General features: G+C 40.6%; 15 protein-coding genes. 8 read left to right on the forward strand and 7 right to left on the reverse strand.

Annotated features, from left to right (window positions below; translation table 11 throughout):
- Window positions 1-31: 31 nt before the first annotated feature.
- Window positions 32-1,711, forward strand: a complete 1,680-nt coding sequence (locus tag PSF11_RS09025) for a glycosyl hydrolase family 18 protein (RefSeq protein ID WP_061063804.1) — start codon at window positions 32-34, stop codon at window positions 1,709-1,711.
- A 307-nt stretch (window positions 1,712-2,018) separates the two neighbouring features.
- The gene (locus PSF11_RS09030; protein ID WP_004922001.1) at window positions 2,019-2,933 is read left to right on the forward strand and encodes a LysR family transcriptional regulator; all 915 of its coding nucleotides are present in this window, start codon (window positions 2,019-2,021) and stop codon (window positions 2,931-2,933) included.
- Between the two features lie 449 nt (window positions 2,934-3,382).
- Here PSF11_RS09030 and metK read toward each other — a convergent pair whose 3' ends face one another.
- Complete coding sequence (gene metK / locus PSF11_RS09035; RefSeq protein WP_004921998.1) at window positions 3,383-4,537, reverse strand: methionine adenosyltransferase; 1,155 nt, start codon at window positions 4,535-4,537, stop codon at window positions 3,383-3,385.
- Window positions 4,538-5,181: 644 nt separating this feature from the next.
- Here metK and speA point away from each other — a divergent pair.
- The 4 genes from speA to PSF11_RS09055 all read left to right on the forward strand — a co-directional run bounded on the left by speA (window position 5,182) and on the right by PSF11_RS09055 (window position 10,458).
- Window positions 5,182-7,086: a biosynthetic arginine decarboxylase gene (gene speA / locus PSF11_RS09040; RefSeq protein WP_004921992.1), complete on the forward strand. Its 1,905-nt coding sequence runs from the start codon at window positions 5,182-5,184 to the stop codon at window positions 7,084-7,086.
- Window positions 7,087-7,190: 104 nt separating this feature from the next.
- Window positions 7,191-8,111, forward strand: coding sequence for an agmatinase (speB, locus tag PSF11_RS09045; RefSeq protein WP_004921989.1), 921 nt, complete (start codon window positions 7,191-7,193; stop codon window positions 8,109-8,111).
- Window positions 8,112-8,437: 326 nt separating this feature from the next.
- On the forward strand, window positions 8,438-9,217 hold the full coding sequence (locus PSF11_RS09050) for an acetoin reductase (protein WP_004921987.1): 780 nt from the start codon (window positions 8,438-8,440) through the stop codon (window positions 9,215-9,217).
- A gap of 335 nt (window positions 9,218-9,552) precedes the next feature.
- Entirely contained in the window at window positions 9,553-10,458 is a 906-nt protein-coding gene (locus tag PSF11_RS09055) for a sphingomyelin phosphodiesterase (protein ID WP_004921983.1), read from the forward strand.
- Window positions 10,459-10,495: 37 nt separating this feature from the next.
- Here PSF11_RS09055 and PSF11_RS09060 read toward each other — a convergent pair whose 3' ends face one another.
- Window positions 10,496-11,365, reverse strand: coding sequence for an alpha/beta fold hydrolase (locus PSF11_RS09060; protein ID WP_004921981.1), 870 nt, complete (start codon window positions 11,363-11,365; stop codon window positions 10,496-10,498).
- A gap of 178 nt (window positions 11,366-11,543) precedes the next feature.
- Here PSF11_RS09060 and PSF11_RS09065 point away from each other — a divergent pair, with 178 nt between their 5' ends.
- Both PSF11_RS09065 and PSF11_RS09070 read left to right on the forward strand, forming a co-directional pair.
- Window positions 11,544-11,783: a hypothetical protein gene (locus PSF11_RS09065; protein WP_004921978.1), complete on the forward strand. Its 240-nt coding sequence runs from the start codon at window positions 11,544-11,546 to the stop codon at window positions 11,781-11,783.
- Window positions 11,784-11,956: 173 nt separating this feature from the next.
- Window positions 11,957-12,289, forward strand: coding sequence for a hypothetical protein (locus tag PSF11_RS09070; RefSeq protein WP_225829648.1), 333 nt, complete (start codon window positions 11,957-11,959; stop codon window positions 12,287-12,289).
- On the opposite strand, the gene mutH is transcribed toward PSF11_RS09070, so the two are convergent.
- From mutH to leuB, 5 genes are all read right to left on the reverse strand, one after another.
- Window positions 12,276-12,959, reverse strand: coding sequence for a DNA mismatch repair endonuclease MutH (gene mutH / locus PSF11_RS09075; RefSeq protein ID WP_004921972.1), 684 nt, complete (start codon window positions 12,957-12,959; stop codon window positions 12,276-12,278). The two genes, PSF11_RS09070 and mutH, sit on opposite strands and share 14 nt — an antisense overlap.
- A gap of 550 nt (window positions 12,960-13,509) precedes the next feature.
- Entirely contained in the window at window positions 13,510-15,189 is a 1,680-nt protein-coding gene (gene sgrR, locus PSF11_RS09080) for an HTH-type transcriptional regulator SgrR (protein WP_014656422.1), read from the reverse strand.
- A 315-nt stretch (window positions 15,190-15,504) separates the two neighbouring features.
- Window positions 15,505-16,107, reverse strand: a complete 603-nt coding sequence (leuD, locus tag PSF11_RS09085; protein WP_004921966.1) for a 3-isopropylmalate dehydratase small subunit — start codon at window positions 16,105-16,107, stop codon at window positions 15,505-15,507.
- 12 nt (window positions 16,108-16,119) lie between these two features.
- Window positions 16,120-17,523 carry a 3-isopropylmalate dehydratase large subunit gene (gene leuC, locus PSF11_RS09090; RefSeq protein WP_004921962.1) on the reverse strand — a complete coding sequence of 468 codons (1,404 nt, stop codon included), beginning with the start codon at window positions 17,521-17,523 and terminating at the stop codon, window positions 16,120-16,122.
- A 1-nt stretch (window position 17,524) separates the two neighbouring features.
- Window positions 17,525-18,616, reverse strand: coding sequence for a 3-isopropylmalate dehydrogenase (gene leuB, locus PSF11_RS09095; protein ID WP_004921959.1), 1,092 nt, complete (start codon window positions 18,614-18,616; stop codon window positions 17,525-17,527).

Consider the following 18,616-nt stretch of genomic DNA (forward strand, 5'->3'; position numbering starts at 1 on the left):
CCGTATTCCTTAACACATTAAGGGGTAAAACATGTTTAGACTAAATAAGTTAATGCTAGCAGCACTTATCGGTCATTGTGCTACTCAGTTTGCATATGCAGCGTTGCCCGGAAAGCCCACAATTCAATGGATGGATAACACCTATAGCATTGTTGAAATTAACCCTAATGAGGATAAATATGAATTATTAGTGACGAGAAAAGAGGCGGCAACTTTTAATGTCTCCTGGGATTTATGGTATGGAGATTATGGAACTACGGCAAAAGTGTATTTGAATGACCAAGAGGTATGGAGTGGTCCTTCAACCAGCTCTTCAGGTCAAGCAAGCCTTTCAATATCTAAAGGCGGGAAGTATAAATTGAAGGTTGCACTATGCAATGGCGACGAATGTAATTTTAGTGATGTGGTTGAAATTACAGTCCAAGATACAGATGGAAGTCATTTTGCTCCGTTGCAAACGCAACTTTTAGAAAATAACCAAGCTTACAAGCAAGACTCAGGAAAAGTCGTTGCTGCATATTTTGTTGAATGGGGAATATATGGACGGAAATTTTCTGCCGATAAAATACCGGCACAAAATCTTACTCATATTTTGTATGCTTTTATTCCTATATGCGGCGGAAATGGAATTAATGATAGCTTAAAGCAAATTGAAGGTAGCTTTGAGTCATTGCAGAAGTCATGTACAGGTAGGGATGACTATAAAGTGACTATTCATGATCCTTGGGCTGCAATTAATGTCTCTCAAACAGGAACTTCATTGTCATATAAAGGTAACTTTGGGCAGTTAATGGCAATAAAGCAAGCCTATCCCCATTTGAAAATATTACCTTCTGTTGGTGGATGGACATTATCAGATCCATTTTATGCAATGAAGGATAAAACCAAACGAGACAAATTTGTAACGTCTGTCAAAGAGTTTTTGTTGACATGGAAATTCTTCGATGGTGTTGATATCGATTGGGAATATCCTGGTGCAAATGGAGCCAGCACCACATTAGCGTCAGATAAAGATGGTGAAACTTATTTATTGTTGATGCAAGAGCTTCGCGCGATGTTGGATGAATTAGAGAAAGAAACCGGGCGCGAATATCAATTAACATCAGCTATTAGTGCCGCGAAAGCCAAAATAGATAAAGTCGATTTTGGGCAGGTACAAAAATCGGTTGATCACTTTTTTATGATGAGCTACGACTTTTATGGTGCATTTGATTTAAATACACTTGGCTACCAAACCGCACTTAATGCCTCCAGTTGGCGTCCAGATACGGAATATACAACGGTTAATGGGGTAAATGCTTTATTGAATCAAGGTGTTGATCCCGCGAAAATCGTGGTAGGTGCAGCGATGTATGGGCGTGGATGGACGGGGGTGAATGGCTATACCAACGGTAATCCATTTACAGGGAAAGCGACAGGCCCAGTTGCAGGGACATGGGAAAATGGAGTTGTTGATTATCGCCAAATCAAAAATCAGTATATGAGCGGACAATGGGTATATAGCTATGATGAAGTTGCAGAAGCGCCCTATGTATTTAAAGCATCAACAGGGGATCTGATTACCTTTGACGATCAACGTTCAGTGCAAGCAAAAGGGAAGTATGTGTTAGAGAACAAACTTGGAGGATTATTTGCATGGGAAATTGATGCGGATAATGGTGATATTTTAAATAGCATGAATTCGAGTTTAGGTAATAGTCTTGCTAAATAAATTGATATTAATATTTATTATAGAGGGAGTCTATTTCCCTCTATAATTATCCAGCGTTAAGTGAGCGCTGTTTTTCATAAAGATATACTTCTATAAGATCTATTATTTTATATTACCAATGACTTTTATTTTAATTCTATTTATTAATTATATATCTACTAAGAAAATTAATGACTATTAAGTTAGTAGATTAGGATGTTTCTTGATTGTTTATGAACAACATTATGATAGTTCTATATATGAAGTCGACTAAATATTAATGCGCTGAAATCATTGTATTAGCTATTTAAATTAATTAGGAGCTTATATGACTAGATTATCCGTGGATGCAATTAATATAATAAGCACTATCAAAAAAACAGGTTCTTTTTCAACAGCGGCAGATGTATTGCATAAAACACCGTCTGCGATTTCCTATCAAGTATTAAATATAGAAAGTCGATTGAAAGTTAAGCTTTTTCACCGTAATGGACCTGTAATTCGTTTAACTAAGGAGGGGGAATTTTTATTACAGGAGGGGGCATGGATCTTAAATGCAGTGCAAGATCTCGAAAATAGAGTGAGAAATATTCCAACATTTGATAACCAAATTCGTATTGTGGTTGAAAAATTTCTACCGCTAGATATCTTTGTTCAAGATATTCGTGATTATATTAAGGCAAATGGTGATGTTCATATTTCAATCCTAAGAGAAGCAATGACAGGGGCTTGGGATGCATTAAAAGAAAATAGAGCAGATTTTATTATTGCTCTTGGGGGGATCCCTGAAAACATAAAGGTAAGAACCCAGCTACTAGGAAAACTTAGTTTTGCCCTTTGTGTTTCCCCATCACATCCATTCGCTTCACAAAAAACGATAATAACGAGAAATCAGTTAATAAACGATATCCACGTTGAAATTGCAGATAGTAGCCATGAGCTATCAATTAATAGAGAAAAAGAAGTCATATTAGGAAGGCAAATATTGGTTTGCGATTTAGAAAGTAAATTAGTCTTAATTAAGCGAGGAATAGGGTATGGGTTTATTTGTCCTTCACATATTAAAAAAGAGTTAAAGAACCAAGAATTAGTCATTGTTCCGGTAGAGATCCCTAAAGATGATCAATTTATTTGGCTAGCTTGGCATCCATCAAGTCAAGGTGGTAATTTCTCTTGGTGGAAAGAGCGATTAATAAAGAAGATTGATACATCAAGTTTTATTGAAAATTTATCTACGGTATAATAGAAAGCATACATAATATCTTGCATATTGTAGGCTTGGATGACGCTGAGCTACCCTAGTTATAAAAATACCTAATATATCTAGGGTTGGCTTCTTCTACGATTTCATTACGTTTATTATTCCATAGTAAATAAACGTTTTCTCTATAGACACTACCGCCTTTAACTGGTTTTTATAACCACTTATCTCTTTCCACTATGAAATGAAATAAATATGAGATATGCGTTTCTAAGTACGAATCATTGCTAATATAAAAATTATTACATGGCAATACTTATTCTATAGGTATGATAAGGCACAAACGTGATGATTATATTCTTTAGCCCAATTAGTTTAGGAGAATTGTACTTTTGCTCAAGGAGTTCTAAAAATGAATTTAAGCGAGGAAATAAGATAGAGGATGAATAAAGAAATAAACCCCACAGTGTGGGGCTTATTGGTTTGGCTAATTATTTTAGGCCAGCAGCTTCACGTAAAATAGCGGCTTTGTCTGTTTTTTCCCAAGGGAATTGAGAACGACCGAAATGCCCGTAAGAAGCCGTTTGTTGGTAAATTGGATGTAGTAAATCCAGCATTTGAATCAAGCCGTATGGGCGTAAATCAAAGAATTCACGCACTAACAGAACCAGTTGCGCTTCTGGAACTTTACCTGTACCAAATGTTTCAACCATGATTGAAGTTGGCTCTGCAACACCAATTGCATAGGAGACTTGGATTTCACAGCGATCAGCTAAGCCGGCTGCAACAATGTTTTTGGCAACATAGCGAGCAGCATAAGCCGCTGAACGGTCTACTTTAGAAGGATCTTTACCGGAGAATGCACCGCCACCGTGACGAGCCATGCCGCCATAGGTATCAACGATGATTTTACGACCAGTTAAACCACAGTCGCCCATTGGTCCACCGATAACAAAGCGACCTGTTGGGTTGATAAAATATTTTGTTGTTGGCACTAACCACTCTGCTGGAAGAACAGGTTTAATAATTTCTTCCATTACAGCTTCATGTAAATCTTGTTGTTTAATATCTTCTGCGTGCTGTGTGGATAAAACAACCGCATCAATGCCAACAATTTCGTTGTTGTCATATTGGAAAGTGACTTGGCTTTTGGCATCTGGACGTAACCATGGCAGAGTGCCATTTTTACGAACTTCTGCTTGGCGCTGTACTAGACGGTGAGCATAAGTAATTGGTGCAGGCATCAGAACGTCAGTTTCGTTTGTCGCATAACCGAACATAATACCTTGGTCGCCAGCCCCTTGTTCTAATGGGTCTGCGCGGTCAACACCTTGGTTGATATCAGGTGATTGTTTACCAATCGCACTTAAAACCGCACACGAGTTTGCATCAAAACCCATGTCAGAGCTGGTATAACCAATTTCGCGAACGGTTTTACGTGTGATCTCTTCAATATCAACCCAAGCACTGGTGGTGATTTCTCCCCCGACCATCACCATACCTGTCTTGACATAGGTCTCGCAAGCAACGCGAGCTTTTGGATCTTGCTCAAGAATCGCATCAAGAACCGCATCAGAGATTTGATCGGCAATTTTATCAGGATGCCCTTCCGATACAGACTCAGAAGTAAAGAGATGTGTAGCCATGAGATTAATACCTTAAGAATTCGCTGATTGTAATTGGATGTTTTAACATCTAGACGTCTATTTTAATGTTTTAACAAAAAAAGTGCTACCTGTTTTTACGTTTGACAGAAAAACAATAAGTAAAAAGACGAGCCTTACAAATTTTATTTCTATTAAGCCAATAACGTTTTGCAATTTCTGCCTAATCAATGTATAAACAGCGACCGTGACGGTTAGTTAAAAATGTTCCGTTATATACCAGTAGGCGTACAATGTGCCTGCTATCTATCAGGAGTGTTTATCTTTCTCGCTATTGATAAAGATTAAACAGTTATATTGGGGGTTAATGGGTAATGATCCATAATCTACTGAATAACAGTAATCAGCAGCTAAATGCGGATCGCCGCGTGTTTTTGGCGTTTACTTTCCTGTCTTTATTTACTTCTTCTCGAAGTTACTATCATCTTCCTAGTACACCCTTGGCTATCAGTCAGTAACTGTCAGCCAAATGGTTGTATTTGTCACCGTTTAGATGTTCTAAGCACTTTAATTAATCCGAGTAATAGCTGTTTCCCCGACATAACTGCCTTGCAGAGCCACGTCTTAGGACGGGTCGCTGTCTGGCCGGAGAAAGCGTCACTCACCCCTCCATAAAGGAGTTTGTTATGAATGATAATATCGCTCGCAAAATGCGCCAGACGTACAACATCGCGTATTGGGGCGGTGGTTACTATCAGGTGAATGAGCGCGGAAATGTCTGTGTTTGCCCAAATCCTGATAACCCAGACACGTCTATTGATCTAGCCGAACTTGTTAATCAAGTTAAAGAGGAGCAGGAGCACTTGCGTTTACCCGCATTATTCTGTTTCCCACAAATCTTACAGCACCGTTTGCGCTCAATTAATGCGGCATTTAGGCGTGCTCGTGAATCGTACGGCTATACAGGCGACTATTTTCTGGTCTATCCGATTAAGGTCAACCAGCAGCGTCGAGTCATCGAATCATTAGTCAATTCAGGTGAACCGCTTGGACTAGAGGCAGGGTCGAAGGCTGAATTGATGGCTGTGCTAGCAAATGCCGGCCGTACTCGTACCGTTATTGTTTGTAATGGTTATAAAGATCGTGAATATATTCGATTAGCGCTTATCGGGGAAAAATTAGGTCACAAGGTTTACCTTGTTATCGAAAAAATGTCTGAAATTGAGGTTGTTCTTAAAGAAGCGGAAAGCTTGAATGTGACACCTCGTTTAGGCGTTCGTGCTCGTTTGGCGTCGCAGGGGTCAGGCAAATGGCAGGCAAGTGGTGGCGAGAAATCAAAATTTGGTTTAGCGGCAACACAGGTTTTACAACTTGTTGAAATTTTACGTCAGGCAGGTCGCCTAGAAAGTTTACAGTTGCTGCATTTCCATCTTGGTTCACAAATGGCGAATATTCGTGATATCGCGACAGGTGTCCGTGAATCTGCACGTTTTTATGTTGAGTTGCACCGTTTAGGCGTAAAAATTCAATGTTTTGATGTGGGTGGCGGCTTAGGTGTGGATTACGAAGGAACGCGCTCCCAATCAGATTGTTCAGTAAACTATGGTTTAAATGAATATGCGAATAATGTGATTTGGGCGATTGGTGATGCGTGTGAGGAGTTTGATTTACCACATCCGACGGTGATCACCGAATCAGGGCGTGCATTGACCGCACATCATACGGTCTTAGTTTCTAATGTGATCGGGGTGGAGCGAAATGAATTTACCAAAACATCTCCTCCCGATGAGGATGCACCGCGTTCATTGATTTCATTATGGGAAACCTGGGAATCAATGCAGCACCAAGGTAATAGCCGTTCGTTACGTGAATGGCTCCATGATAGTCAGTTTGATTTACAAGAAGCGCATACGCAGTATGCTCATGGTGTACTCGACCTGACTCAGCGAGCGTGGGCCGAGGAGCTTTATTTGAATATTTGTCGTCGTATTCAACAAGACTTAGATCCCAGTAACCGTGCTCATCGTCCAATTATTGATGAGCTGCAAGAGCGGATGGCCGATAAGTTCTATGTGAATTTCTCGTTATTCCAATCGTTGCCAGATGCTTGGGGGATTGATCAGGTGTTCCCCGTTTTACCGATAGAAGGCCTTGATAAGCCTCTTGACCGTCGCGCGGTATTATTGGATATCACTTGTGATTCGGATGGTATTATTGACCATTATGTCGATGGTGACGGTGTTGAAACAACTATGCCAATGCCTGCATACGACCCTGAAAACCCACCCATGATCGGCTTCTTTATGATAGGGGCCTATCAGGAAATTCTAGGTAACATGCATAACCTATTTGGCGATACAGCAGCAATCGATGTTTGGGTTGATAGCCAAGGCAACGTGCGTTATCTGCAAAGTGAAGAAGGCGATTCGGTCGCTGATATGCTGCAATATGTGAAGCTAGTACCAGAAGTATTGCTTGAAAGCTTTACAGAGCAAGTTAAAGGCACTGGGTTGAGCGAGCAGTTGCAAAAAGATTTCGTTGATGAGTTTGAGAATGGGCTTTATGGCTATACTTATTTAGAAGACGAATAATTGGCGATAAATAAACGGTAGCTAATCACAGGTGGTGTAGAGCCACCTATGAGTCTAAATAATAAAAGTATTTGCAGATTACAAATACTGATAGAGGAAGAGTGATGATTAATAGCACATTAGGTAATCAGGTCGATAATTCACTGGTTTCTAACGCATTTGGCTTTTTACGTTTCCCATTAAACTTTCAACCTTATAACTCAGATGCTGAGTGGGTGATAACGGGGGTGCCGTTTGATATGGCAACTTCTGGTCGTGCGGGCAGCCGTCATGGACCTGCTGCTATTCGTCAGGTATCTACCAACTTAGCGTGGGAAAGCCATCGTTGGCCATGGAATTTTAAACTAACAGAGCGCTTAAATGTTGTGGATTGTGGCGATGTGGTGTTTGCTTTTGGTGATGCACAAGACATGTGCGATAAGCTACAAGCACATACAGAAAAATTGCTGGAGGCGGGCAAGCGCTGCTTAACATTTGGCGGTGACCATTTTGTGACTTTGCCTCTGTTGCGCGCCCATGCAAAGCATTTTGGTAAAATGGCGTTAGTCCATTTTGATGCACACACAGACACTTATGGTAATGGTAGCCAGTATGACCATGGCACTATGTTCTACCATGCACCAAAAGAAGGGTTAATTGATCCGACTCGTTCTGTACAAATTGGTATTCGTACAGAGCATGAAAGTGATAACGGGTTTACAGTCATTGATGCCGCACAAGTTAATGATCGCGGTGTTGATGAGATGATCGAACAAATTAAATCTATTGTGGGTGATATGCCTGTTTATCTCACTTTCGATATTGACTGTTTAGATCCTGCTTTTGCGCCGGGAACCGGAACACCTGTCATTGGTGGATTAACCTCAGATCGTGCATTAAAACTGTTGCGTGGTTTACAACCGTTAAATATCGTTGGTATGGATTTAGTTGAAGTCGCACCAGCTTATGATCAATCTGATATCACTGCATTGGCCGCAGCAACCATTGCTTTAGATATGTTGTACTTACAAGCATCTAAAAAATAACCTATAGTTTGTCTGATTTTTAGGCTGCCTTCTAGGCAGCCTAATTTATTCTCAATAAAATAGATTGTTATTTAAACAAATATGAGGAAATAGCACTTTTTGCTATACCTCTTTGTGAGTAGTTCCACTTCGATTTGTTACCTATTTCCCTTTTAAAAGTTATTTCTTTCATAAATGCGAGTGATTATCACTCAATTACAGTCATATTTATCTCTATAGAACATAGTTGTAGTCTAATATCATGATTTTGTAACTTATTGTTAATCTTGCTAACGTATTAATCAGTTAGAGTCATTCATTTAACTATCCTTATTGGGAGAAAGCTTATGGCACTGAATAATAAAGTCATTTTAGTTACTGGCGCAGCACAAGGTATTGGTCGTGGTATCGCATTACGTTTAGCGAAAGAAGGTGCCAATATTGCACTTGTCGACCTGAAAAAAGAAAAATTAGCGGATGTGGCTAAAGAAATTGAAGCATTAGGCCGTAAAGCGACAACATTTGCTGCTGATGTCAGTAAGCGTGAGGAAGTTTTTGCCGCAGTTGCACATGCAGAAGCTGAACTCGGTGGTTTTGATGTAATGATCAATAACGCAGGAATTGCACAAGTTAAGCCTATTGCTGATGTACGCCAAGAAGATATGGATCTGATTTTCAAGATTAACGTCGATGGTGTGATGTGGGGAATTCAAGCGGCGAGTGAAAAATTCCAGCAGCGTAAACAAAAAGGGAAAATTATTAACGCTTCTTCCATTGCAGGGCATGATGGCTTTGCAATGCTAGGTGTTTATTCCGCTACAAAATTCGCTGTACGTGCATTGACCCAAGCCGCTGCTAAAGAGTATGCAAGTTCTGGCATTACCGTTAACGCATATTGCCCTGGTATTGTAGGTACGGACATGTGGGTTGAAATTGATGAGCGTTTTGCTGAAATTACAGGTGCACCAAAAGGTGAAACCTATAAAAAATATGTTGAAGGCATTGCATTAGGACGTGCTCAAACTCCAGATGATGTTGCTGGTTTAGTCGCATTTTTAGCAAGTGATGATTCAGACTATATTACAGGGCAGTCGATCTTGACTGACGGTGGTATTGTTTACCGTTAATCAAACCACTTATTAAGCAGAGCATTTTCTGTAAATTAACATTGTGCCTTGGCTAGTTAAAATAGGCCCAAGGCACAATTTAAATATTAATTCGCTATTATATTAGAAACTATATTTCTCCTACCTTTATTAACAGTAGATAAAACTATTTTATTTATTGTTATCATCCATCAAAAATCTTTAGGTAATGCATTAATTAATAATATGTTCAGGCATGTTAGTCTCGTTTAGCATACTCCTTGTCGTCATTGTGAACTCAATGTTTTCAATAAAACAGTATTGATAGGATAAAGAAATTTATACATTTATTAATGGAAAACGAATAAGGAAAAACTATGCCACATAAAATTAAAGTGATGACATTCAATACCTATTTATTGCATATTCCTTTTTTTAGTATTGGCGCATCCACTCAAGATGCTCGCATTAATGCGATGATAAAAGATAATATATTCTATGATGTTGATATCGTTATTTTACAAGAGGTATTTAATACTCATTCAGCACAAAAGCTTTTTTCGGGTATGAGGAGTTTAGGCTTTTTTTACCACACACCGGTTGCCGCACAATATAATGAATCTGTTCTCTCTTATTGTGATTCAAACCATTGTTGGAATGCTAAAAAAGGTGAATGGGATATGGTTCAGCAGGTCAATTCAGGGATCGCGATAGTTTCCCGTTATCCTATAGTTTATCGTGAATATCAACTGTTTGATGATGCAGGATGCGGTGCTGACCGTTTCAGCGCTAAAGGTGGAGTGAGAGCCGTTATTGAAATAGAAGGTAAAATGCTTCAAGTCATAGGAACTCATCTGCAATCGGATGACAACTTCTGCCTAATGACCTCACCTTCATCCCATCGCAAAGCCCAACTTACTCAGTTAATTAATTGGGCTGAAACTTCAATCACTGAAGATCGTCAAATAACAATCTTAGGGGGAGATTTAAATATTAATTATGGTTCGGAAGAGTACGAGCAAGCATTAGATATTATTGGTTGGGGAGAGCCTCACCATTTTAATCCACGACCGTCATGGGATTTTTCAACCAATAACGTGATTAGAGAAGCTTATCCCGATACTAGGCAAAGTTGGCATTTGGATTATATTTTTGCCAAAAATATGCGATCAATTAAACAGCAAACACGGGTGATCAAAAGCAAAATTGGTTATAACTATAATAATAAAGTCTTTTTTGATTATTCCGATCATTATCCTGTAGTGGCTGAAATTGAGTTGTGATAATTAGATATTTCAGCCACATATTTTTAAGGCGCCTTTATTGTGGAGCTAAATGGGTTAAGATGCGCTCCGCTTGTGTCCAGAGTAGTGAACCACCATCATCTTCTAACACGAAATGTTGGCAATTAGGGAAACGCGTTGCGAGGGTTTTACCAAAGTCTGGTGAATGAACAGTGCTTTCATCTTTCTCACCATACCACAGTGAAACAGGGCAATGGATCTCTTCAGGCTGGAAAGGCCAAGGCTGTAATGAGATCAATAAGTCTTGCACATAGCCTAAATTGCCTTGAAGAAAGGCTCGGTTCATACAGTCAGTATAGGCTTGCAAAAATGAGGGCTGATTGTAAACATTTTGATCAACCGTCGCGCTGCTATTGAGTATAAAAGCCAGTAACCAAGGTGCACTCACGTTTTTCTGTAACCAATCAGACAGCGCATCAGGTGTATTTCTGGCTTGCTCTTGCATATTGATAATATCGGCTTTTAATAAAGCGCTTGTCGCGGGATAGTCAAATTGATCTTGCCCAGCAACAATAGATAAAGTGTTAGGGGTGCCATAGAAAGCTAATGCCATGGCAAATACAGCACCTTGAGAAAAGCCAATAACAGAATATTGCTCAATTTGCTGAGCTTGCAATAACGCGTCAATATCTGCCGCAAAACGTGAAAGCGATTTTTGTGGATCTTGTGACGATTCGCCTAGCCCAGCACGTTCAGGTACGATGAGTCGGATATTAAGTGGATCAAGTTGCTCAAGGCCAAAGCCTAACGTTCCACTCATACCCGCGCCAGTACAAAAAATAACAGGGAATCCCGTTCTTGGGCCTGATTCATACCAACTTAAGTTGCGGCCATCAGACAATTGAAGTGAACCTTGGCGCGTGTTTGTGAATGTGTTTGTCTGCATTGCTGAGTCCTAACTTATTTTGGGGCACGGGATGGTCACAATCAATGTGAAAGTGGCAAGGGTATATTTGATTGAATCTTAATAATGCTAGCCATAAAACGAATAATAAAATAATCGTCAGGTATAATGCAAAGCCAATTACGAAAAAGATTATTTGTTCTCTCAATAAGGAGCTGATATGGGGTTTTCAGATGCGGATAAGCAGTGCCTACTGGCGGTAAAAGGTGTTGGCCCAACAGTTATAAGTCGGTTAGAACAAATGGGATTTTCGACATTAACTCAACTGAGTGAAGCATCATATGAAGACATTTTAATTGCTGGGGCTGCTTTAACAGGCTCGAGTTGTTGGAAAAATAGTCCACAAGCGAAGAAAGCCGTAGAAGGGGCAATTGCCGCGGCGAAACAAGCCATCAAATAACCCTGATTCGGTAAAAGGGTTTCATTATCTAATTTGATAAAAACAACCTCTCTTTTTGCATGAAGTACTAAAAGGTTTGCTTTAAGGTTAGCTTAAAGCTAAATCATAATATTATTAACATCATGTATAAGAAAACTATTAGGGCAGTCATTATTATATTCGCTGTTATGGCGATGACTGCGAGCCCAAAAGGTATCAATATTTTTTCGAATCAATGTGAAGCCTATAAAGGGATACCAAAAAGAATTGCCGCAATGACATTTGGTGAGCAACTGATTAATCAGCAACGTGTTTTTTATACAATAACGTTAGTTGATGGCAAAAAAACGACGCAACAAATCGCCGTATTTAATACCATTGAGCATGAGCTAAACAAAAAAATGTTGGAGTTAATCCAAGCGGCTTTTGTCGTTGGTGCACCGGTTACGATACAACAGTGTGAGCAGGCGAGTATTGCAGGGTTAATGGTCGACTTTAACGGAGGAAAAACCATTAATCGATTTTAAAATGTCGAGCAAGCAATGGGGCGGTAAAGTCTTTTTTCAGATAAAAACCCCTCGGCAGCGTCATGATTGTTTGCCCAAATTCGCCAATACCCTCTGTTAGTGCTTTGCTATTTGCCGCTTTAGGGCGTATTTGTAGGACTTGTCCATGTCGAGCGGTGATACTTTCCACTTTGCCTAACACAATCAGATCCATCAACTCTTCCCAGTCTTGGCGCAGCAATTGCTCTTCCAAAGGAGAAGGGCTCCATAATAATGGGCTTGCGATACGACGTTGAGCGAGTGGTATTTGTCGTTCGCCTTCAATTGGAAACCATAAAACACGAGAGAGTTTTCGGTACACATGGCTATTTTTCCATGTTAACCCACTATTGCCTGTGAGCGGTGCGACCGCCACAAATGTGGTTTCAAGGGGCATTCCATTTCGGTCAATAGGGATGGTTTTTAGTTCGACACCAATATTGGCGAAATCTTGTTCGGGTTTACTGCCAGCGGTAGCTCCTAAAAAATATTCTAACAGCATACCCACCCAGCCTTTGTCACGTTTAAGATCGGGCGGCATAGGTAAGCCAGCGTATGCCGCTAATTCACCAAGAGTATAGCCAGCGAGAGCTTGTGCCCTAGCCATTAAAACGGACTCATTTTCAGGAGGGGATGGTGGTATAAATGGCATAATACGATTAAATAGTAACCAGAAAAAATTCACAGGGTAGCAATAGTATATCACTTTTTATAAGAGATATTTAATTTGCTGATATATAAGGAAATAATTCAGTCTATTAAAAAATAATCCTCAAAGAAAAATAGGTTATTCATGTTCATCCCATAATAATCACAGGATCATTCACTAGGTTATCCACAGAATTATTGGATAACTGTGAAAAACTTTAATTACTGTGTGTATTTACAGGCTTGACTTACGTGGTTTTTTGAACCTAATCACATAAATTGGGTAAGTTAAGCACATTACTTGTGGATAAATCATACATTGATTGATCTTTGCGCATTTGAACTCCTAAAGCATAAAGTCGAAAAGATAAACTGTGTATAAAGAGAGGGTGATTGATTCATCCTATTGTTTTTAATGAAGTTAATTGGTTTTCTTGTTTTCTGTTAAAAAACAGGGGAAGGGATATACCCTGATTACTAGCGGGTTGTTCACATGGATATCCACAGAAAAAGTGAATAACATCCTTATTATTCACTCTCAGTGTTTATAACTTTTATGATTTCTGTGTATTATCCTCAGTAGGTTGAAACCATGCAGATTTAAAATCAAACCAACCAAAGGTATTCATGCGTGCTCCGCGCATGGTTTTTTGGCCTTGCAACTCTAGCCAATGGTGAAAAATAGGGTGAAAAATTTGTGTGTCAATGAGGCTTTCACACCAAGATTCGACATGCAGCTCCTGCCGACGCCATTTTGATAACGCCTCAGAGAGCGTAGAGCCTAAACATTTGCGCAATAGTGGCATTTCATACAAGGTGGCAAAAATAGAAAATTCGAGCGGTTTAAAGAAGTTAGCGGTAGCAAGCCAAATATCGCTCTCGACAGTGCCATTAAACCACTCAGGATAATCAACAATGTTGATTTTTAGATCAACGCCTTGAGTTTTCAACACACGTTTCATGATTTGGCTAATAGAATAAAATTCATGGTGTTGATGATAGAAAGTGACGGTGAGTTCCGTTAAATCAGCAGGCTTAGGTAACTGTGTGAGCATTCGGCTATGATGCCAATGTAGCAATAATCCGTAAGCAGGCGCCCAATGCCGCTGATAGAAGGATTCACAGTGAGCTAATAAATTGATTGGTGTTAAAAAACTACACAGCCATTTACGTATATCGCTACGTCTGGAAAGCTCAGAGCGTTGATCCATTAATAAAAAGTAGCATCCTTCTTCCATTCTGCTTTCTAATGAATCATTAGGTTTATTATCGCTGTCCATTTTCAACGTGGTACAGACCATCTGCTCAGATAGTTCAGGCACCACCCAAATGGTCACTTCATCAAGGAGTGCTCGATAACCAAAATAGCGATCAAATGCAGTAATCGTGAGTTTTTGAGGCAGGTTTTTCTCAACGAAAAAAGGGCCGGTACCAATTGGCATTTTGTCAAAATTATCAATGGACTCCCACTCTTTAGGAATAATTGCTGCATGGGGGCTACCAAGTAGCAAAGGGAGTTGTTTATCCACTTCACTTAATTGAATATCGATGACATTAGGGAGAGGAGAGGTAACCGATTGGATGTGTGAAAACAGAGGCCAACAATGCCGTAAACGCATAAGCGAACTGATGATGTCATCGACTAACATTTCTCTACCATGATGAAAGTAGATGCTAGGCCTTAAATAAAAGCGCCATTCAGTATCACTTATCGCCTGCCAATGATGTGCGATACCATTTTCAACTTCCCCTTTTTCCTCATTTATATGGGTTAAGCCATTAAATATTTGGCTCATTAAATGAATTTCTGAACGCCGCATAGGTGTTCCCGGTAATAAATTGGGGAAGTCTCGATAGTAGATAATACGTAATAAATTTTTACCTTGCCGATAGCTTCTTTCTAATTCGGAGAGCACCATTTGGCGAATAGTTTCTTTATCGCCGACTAAGGCAACCAATTTTTCTATGCTCTCTTCTTTTAATAGGCGCTCTGCTTGGGCTTGCTGTAGCTCTAATCCATTAACATGAAACAGAAGGGTAGAACGCTTTCCTCTACCCGCTTCGGCTTGCCAACTAAGCCATCCATGAGACTGCATACTATTGAGCAAGGTACGTACATGGCGTCGAGAACAAAACAGGGTATCTGCAATATGCTGCAATGTGGTTTCACTGTCTTGCCCCTGAAAATGTTGCCACAGACGAACAAATTGTGTTTGTAAACGAGAACTGGTCATAAAAGAGGAACTCCGCTGGCGATTGTATCAATTTTTATTTCCTAATATCCGTTGATAATAGATACCAGTATGTAGCTCGTTTGGTCTGTTAGTTGACAGACTGACTCCCCGAATTATTGAGTAATGGTAATTTACCAGCCGATAGCATCATTATCGGCTTTTTTATTACCTTTATTTTGATGGCAATTTTTTAATGATTATACCTAATAATAGGGATAATTTTAAAAGAGATTAACCCTCTATGGTAAATTTATTCACTATTTTACAATAAAAAACGCCTGCGATTGGCAGGCGTTTGGGGCAGCGTTTTTGCTCTTAACGCATAAATGAAGGGATATTTTGCTCATATTGACGGATTTGATCAGCATGTTGCAGCGTTAAGCCAATGCTATCAAGGCCGTTCATCATGCAGTGGCGGCGGAAGCCATCAATATCAAATCGATAAGTCTTTTCACCCGCCTTGACCGTTTGCTTTTCTAAATCAACAGTGAATTGGCAGCCTTCATTGCTCTTCACATAGTTAAACATTTCGTCGATTTCTGCTTCGCTCAATTTAATCGGTAACAACTGGTTATTGAAAGAGTTACCATAAAAAATATCAGCAAAACTCGGCGCGATGACGACTTGAATGCCAAAGTCTGTTAAAGCCCATGGAGCATGCTCTCTCGATGAGCCACAACCAAAGTTTTCACGCGCAAGTAAAATCGTCGCCCCCTTAAAAATGGGTTTGTTTAACACAAAATCAGGGTTGGGCTGTTGGCCTGCATCATCAAGAAAGCGCCAGTCATGAAACAGATGTTGCCCGAACCCTGTGCGAGTCACTTTTTGTAAAAACTGTTTTGGAATAATGGCATCAGTATCGACATTCGCTGCATCTAAAGGGGCAACAATGCCAGTATGGGTGATAAATTTTTCCATGAATGATCTCCTTTAGATTTGGATATCGCGAACATCCGCGAAATGCCCGTTGATTGCTGCCGCTGCCGCCATTGCTGGGCTAACTAAGTGGGTGCGTCCAGCACGGCCTTGGCGACCTTCAAAGTTACGGTTACTGGTCGATGCGCAACGTTCGCCGGGGTTTAAGCGGTCATTGTTCATTGCAAGGCACATGGAGCATCCAGGTAAACGCCATTCAAAACCTGCATCAATAAAGATCTTATCTAATCCTTCTTGCTCAGCTTGGGCTTTAACAGGTCCAGAGCCTGGAACAACAATCGCCTGTACCCCTGAAGCCACTTTTTTACCTTTTGCGATAGCGGCGGCTGCACGCAAATCCTCAATGCGTGAGTTAGTACAAGAACCAATAAACACTTTATCAATCTTAACGTCAGACAATTTAATGCCCGATTCTAACCCCATATAAGCTAATGCTTTTTCTGCCGATGCGCGTTCTACTGGGTCACTAAAAGAGTCCGGAGATGGGATCGGTTCGTTGATGGCAATCACTTGACCGGGGTTCGTTCCCCAAGTGACCTGTGGTGCGATTTCGCTGGCTTGCAAGGTGACAATTTTATCGAATTGTGCACCTTCATCGGTTTTTAATGTTTTCCAGTAAGCAACGGCGTCATCCCACTCTTGGCCTTTAGGGGCAAATTGGCGACCTTTCATATAATTAAAGGTGGTTTCATCTGGTGCAATGATCCCGGCTTTCGCCCCTAATTCGATGGCCATATTACACACTGTCATACGGCCTTCCATGCTGAGGTTTTCAATGGCTTCACCACAAAACTCAACAATATAACCTGTGCCACCCGCGCTACCAGTTTTACCAATAATCGCCAAGACGATATCTTTTGCGGTGATCCCCACAGGTGCTTTACCAACAACTTCAATTTTCATCGTTTTGGCTCGAGCCTGTTTCAGGGTCTGTGTCGCCATGACGTGCTCAACTTCAGAGGTTCCGATACCAAACGCCAATGCACCGAATGCACCGTGTGTTGCTGTATGTGAATCCCCACACACAATGGTCATTCCCGGCAAGGTAATGCCTTGCTCAGGCCCCATAACATGCACAATCCCCTGATAAGGGTGGTTGAGATCATATAAAGTAACGCCAAATTCTTGGCAGTTTTTCATCAACTCTTGCATTTGAATGCGTGCCATATCACCGCAGGCGTTGATATCTTTCGTTTGAGTGGAAACGTTATGATCCATCGTTGCAAATGTTTTGCTTGGTTGGTGCAACGGACGGTTTTTCGTTCTCAGTCCATCAAATGCTTGAGGTGAGGTGACTTCATGAACCAGATGGCGATCGATATAGATAAGCGGGATCTCATTATCCACTTCGCGCACAACGTGAGCATCATATAATTTCTGATATAAAGTTTTGGCCATGTTACACCCCTTCGGCGATATAACGGGCGATAATATCACCCATTTCACTGGTACTGACTGATTTGCCCCCTCCCGCTAAGTCAGCGGTACGGTGACCATTTTCTAACGCTTTATTTACAGCCCTTTCAATGGCATCAGCGGCATCACTTTGATTCAAACTGAATCGTAATAACATAGCGGCTGATAAAATTTGGGCGATTGGGTTAGCGATATTTTTACCTGCAATATCTGGGGCAGAGCCACCAGCAGGTTCATATAAGCCAAAGCCTTCTTCATTAAGACTGGCTGACGGTAGCATTCCCATTGAACCTGTGATCATTGCGCACTCATCTGAAATGATGTCACCAAACAGGTTTGAACACAGCACGACATCAAATTGAGAAGGTGCTTTGATCATCTGCATCGTCGCATTATCAATATACATATGACTAACAGACACATCAGGGTATTCTTTCGCGATTTGATTCACGACTTCACGCCATAATACAGAGCTTTGTAATACGTTGGCTTTGTCAATTGACGTCACTTTATGGTTACGTTTACGCGCAGATTCAAACGCAATGCGAGCAATCCGCTCTATTTCATAGCGATGGTAAACCTCAGTATCAAAAGCATATTCATCTTGACCTTCGCCTTTACGACCTTTTGGTTGACCAAAATAGATACCGCCAGTCAACTCACGCACACAGAGAATATCAAAGCCTTGTGCTGCAATATCAGCTCTCAATGGGCAAAATGCTTCTAATGCCTGGTACAAACGAGCCGGACGTAGATTACTAAATAATTTAAAGTGTTTGCGTAATGGCAGTAATGCGCCTCGCTCAGGTTGACTATCGGGTGGCAAATTTTCCCATTTAGGGCCACCAACAGAGCCAAACAGAACGGCATCTGCACTTTCACAACCCGCGACTGTTGCTTCTGGCAGCGGTTTGCCATGGCGGTCAATTGCAATACCACCAACGTCATACTCTTTTGTTGTGATAGATAATGCAAAGCGCTGGCGGATCGCATCTAACACTTTATGGGCTTGGGCCATAACTTCAGGGCCAATGCCATCTCCAGGCAATACGGCAATATGATAGCTTTTAGACAT

It is taken from the genome of Providencia sp. PROV119, from assembly GCF_028482435.1.
GTDB classification, from domain to species: Bacteria; Pseudomonadota; Gammaproteobacteria; order Enterobacterales; family Enterobacteriaceae; genus Providencia; species Providencia stuartii.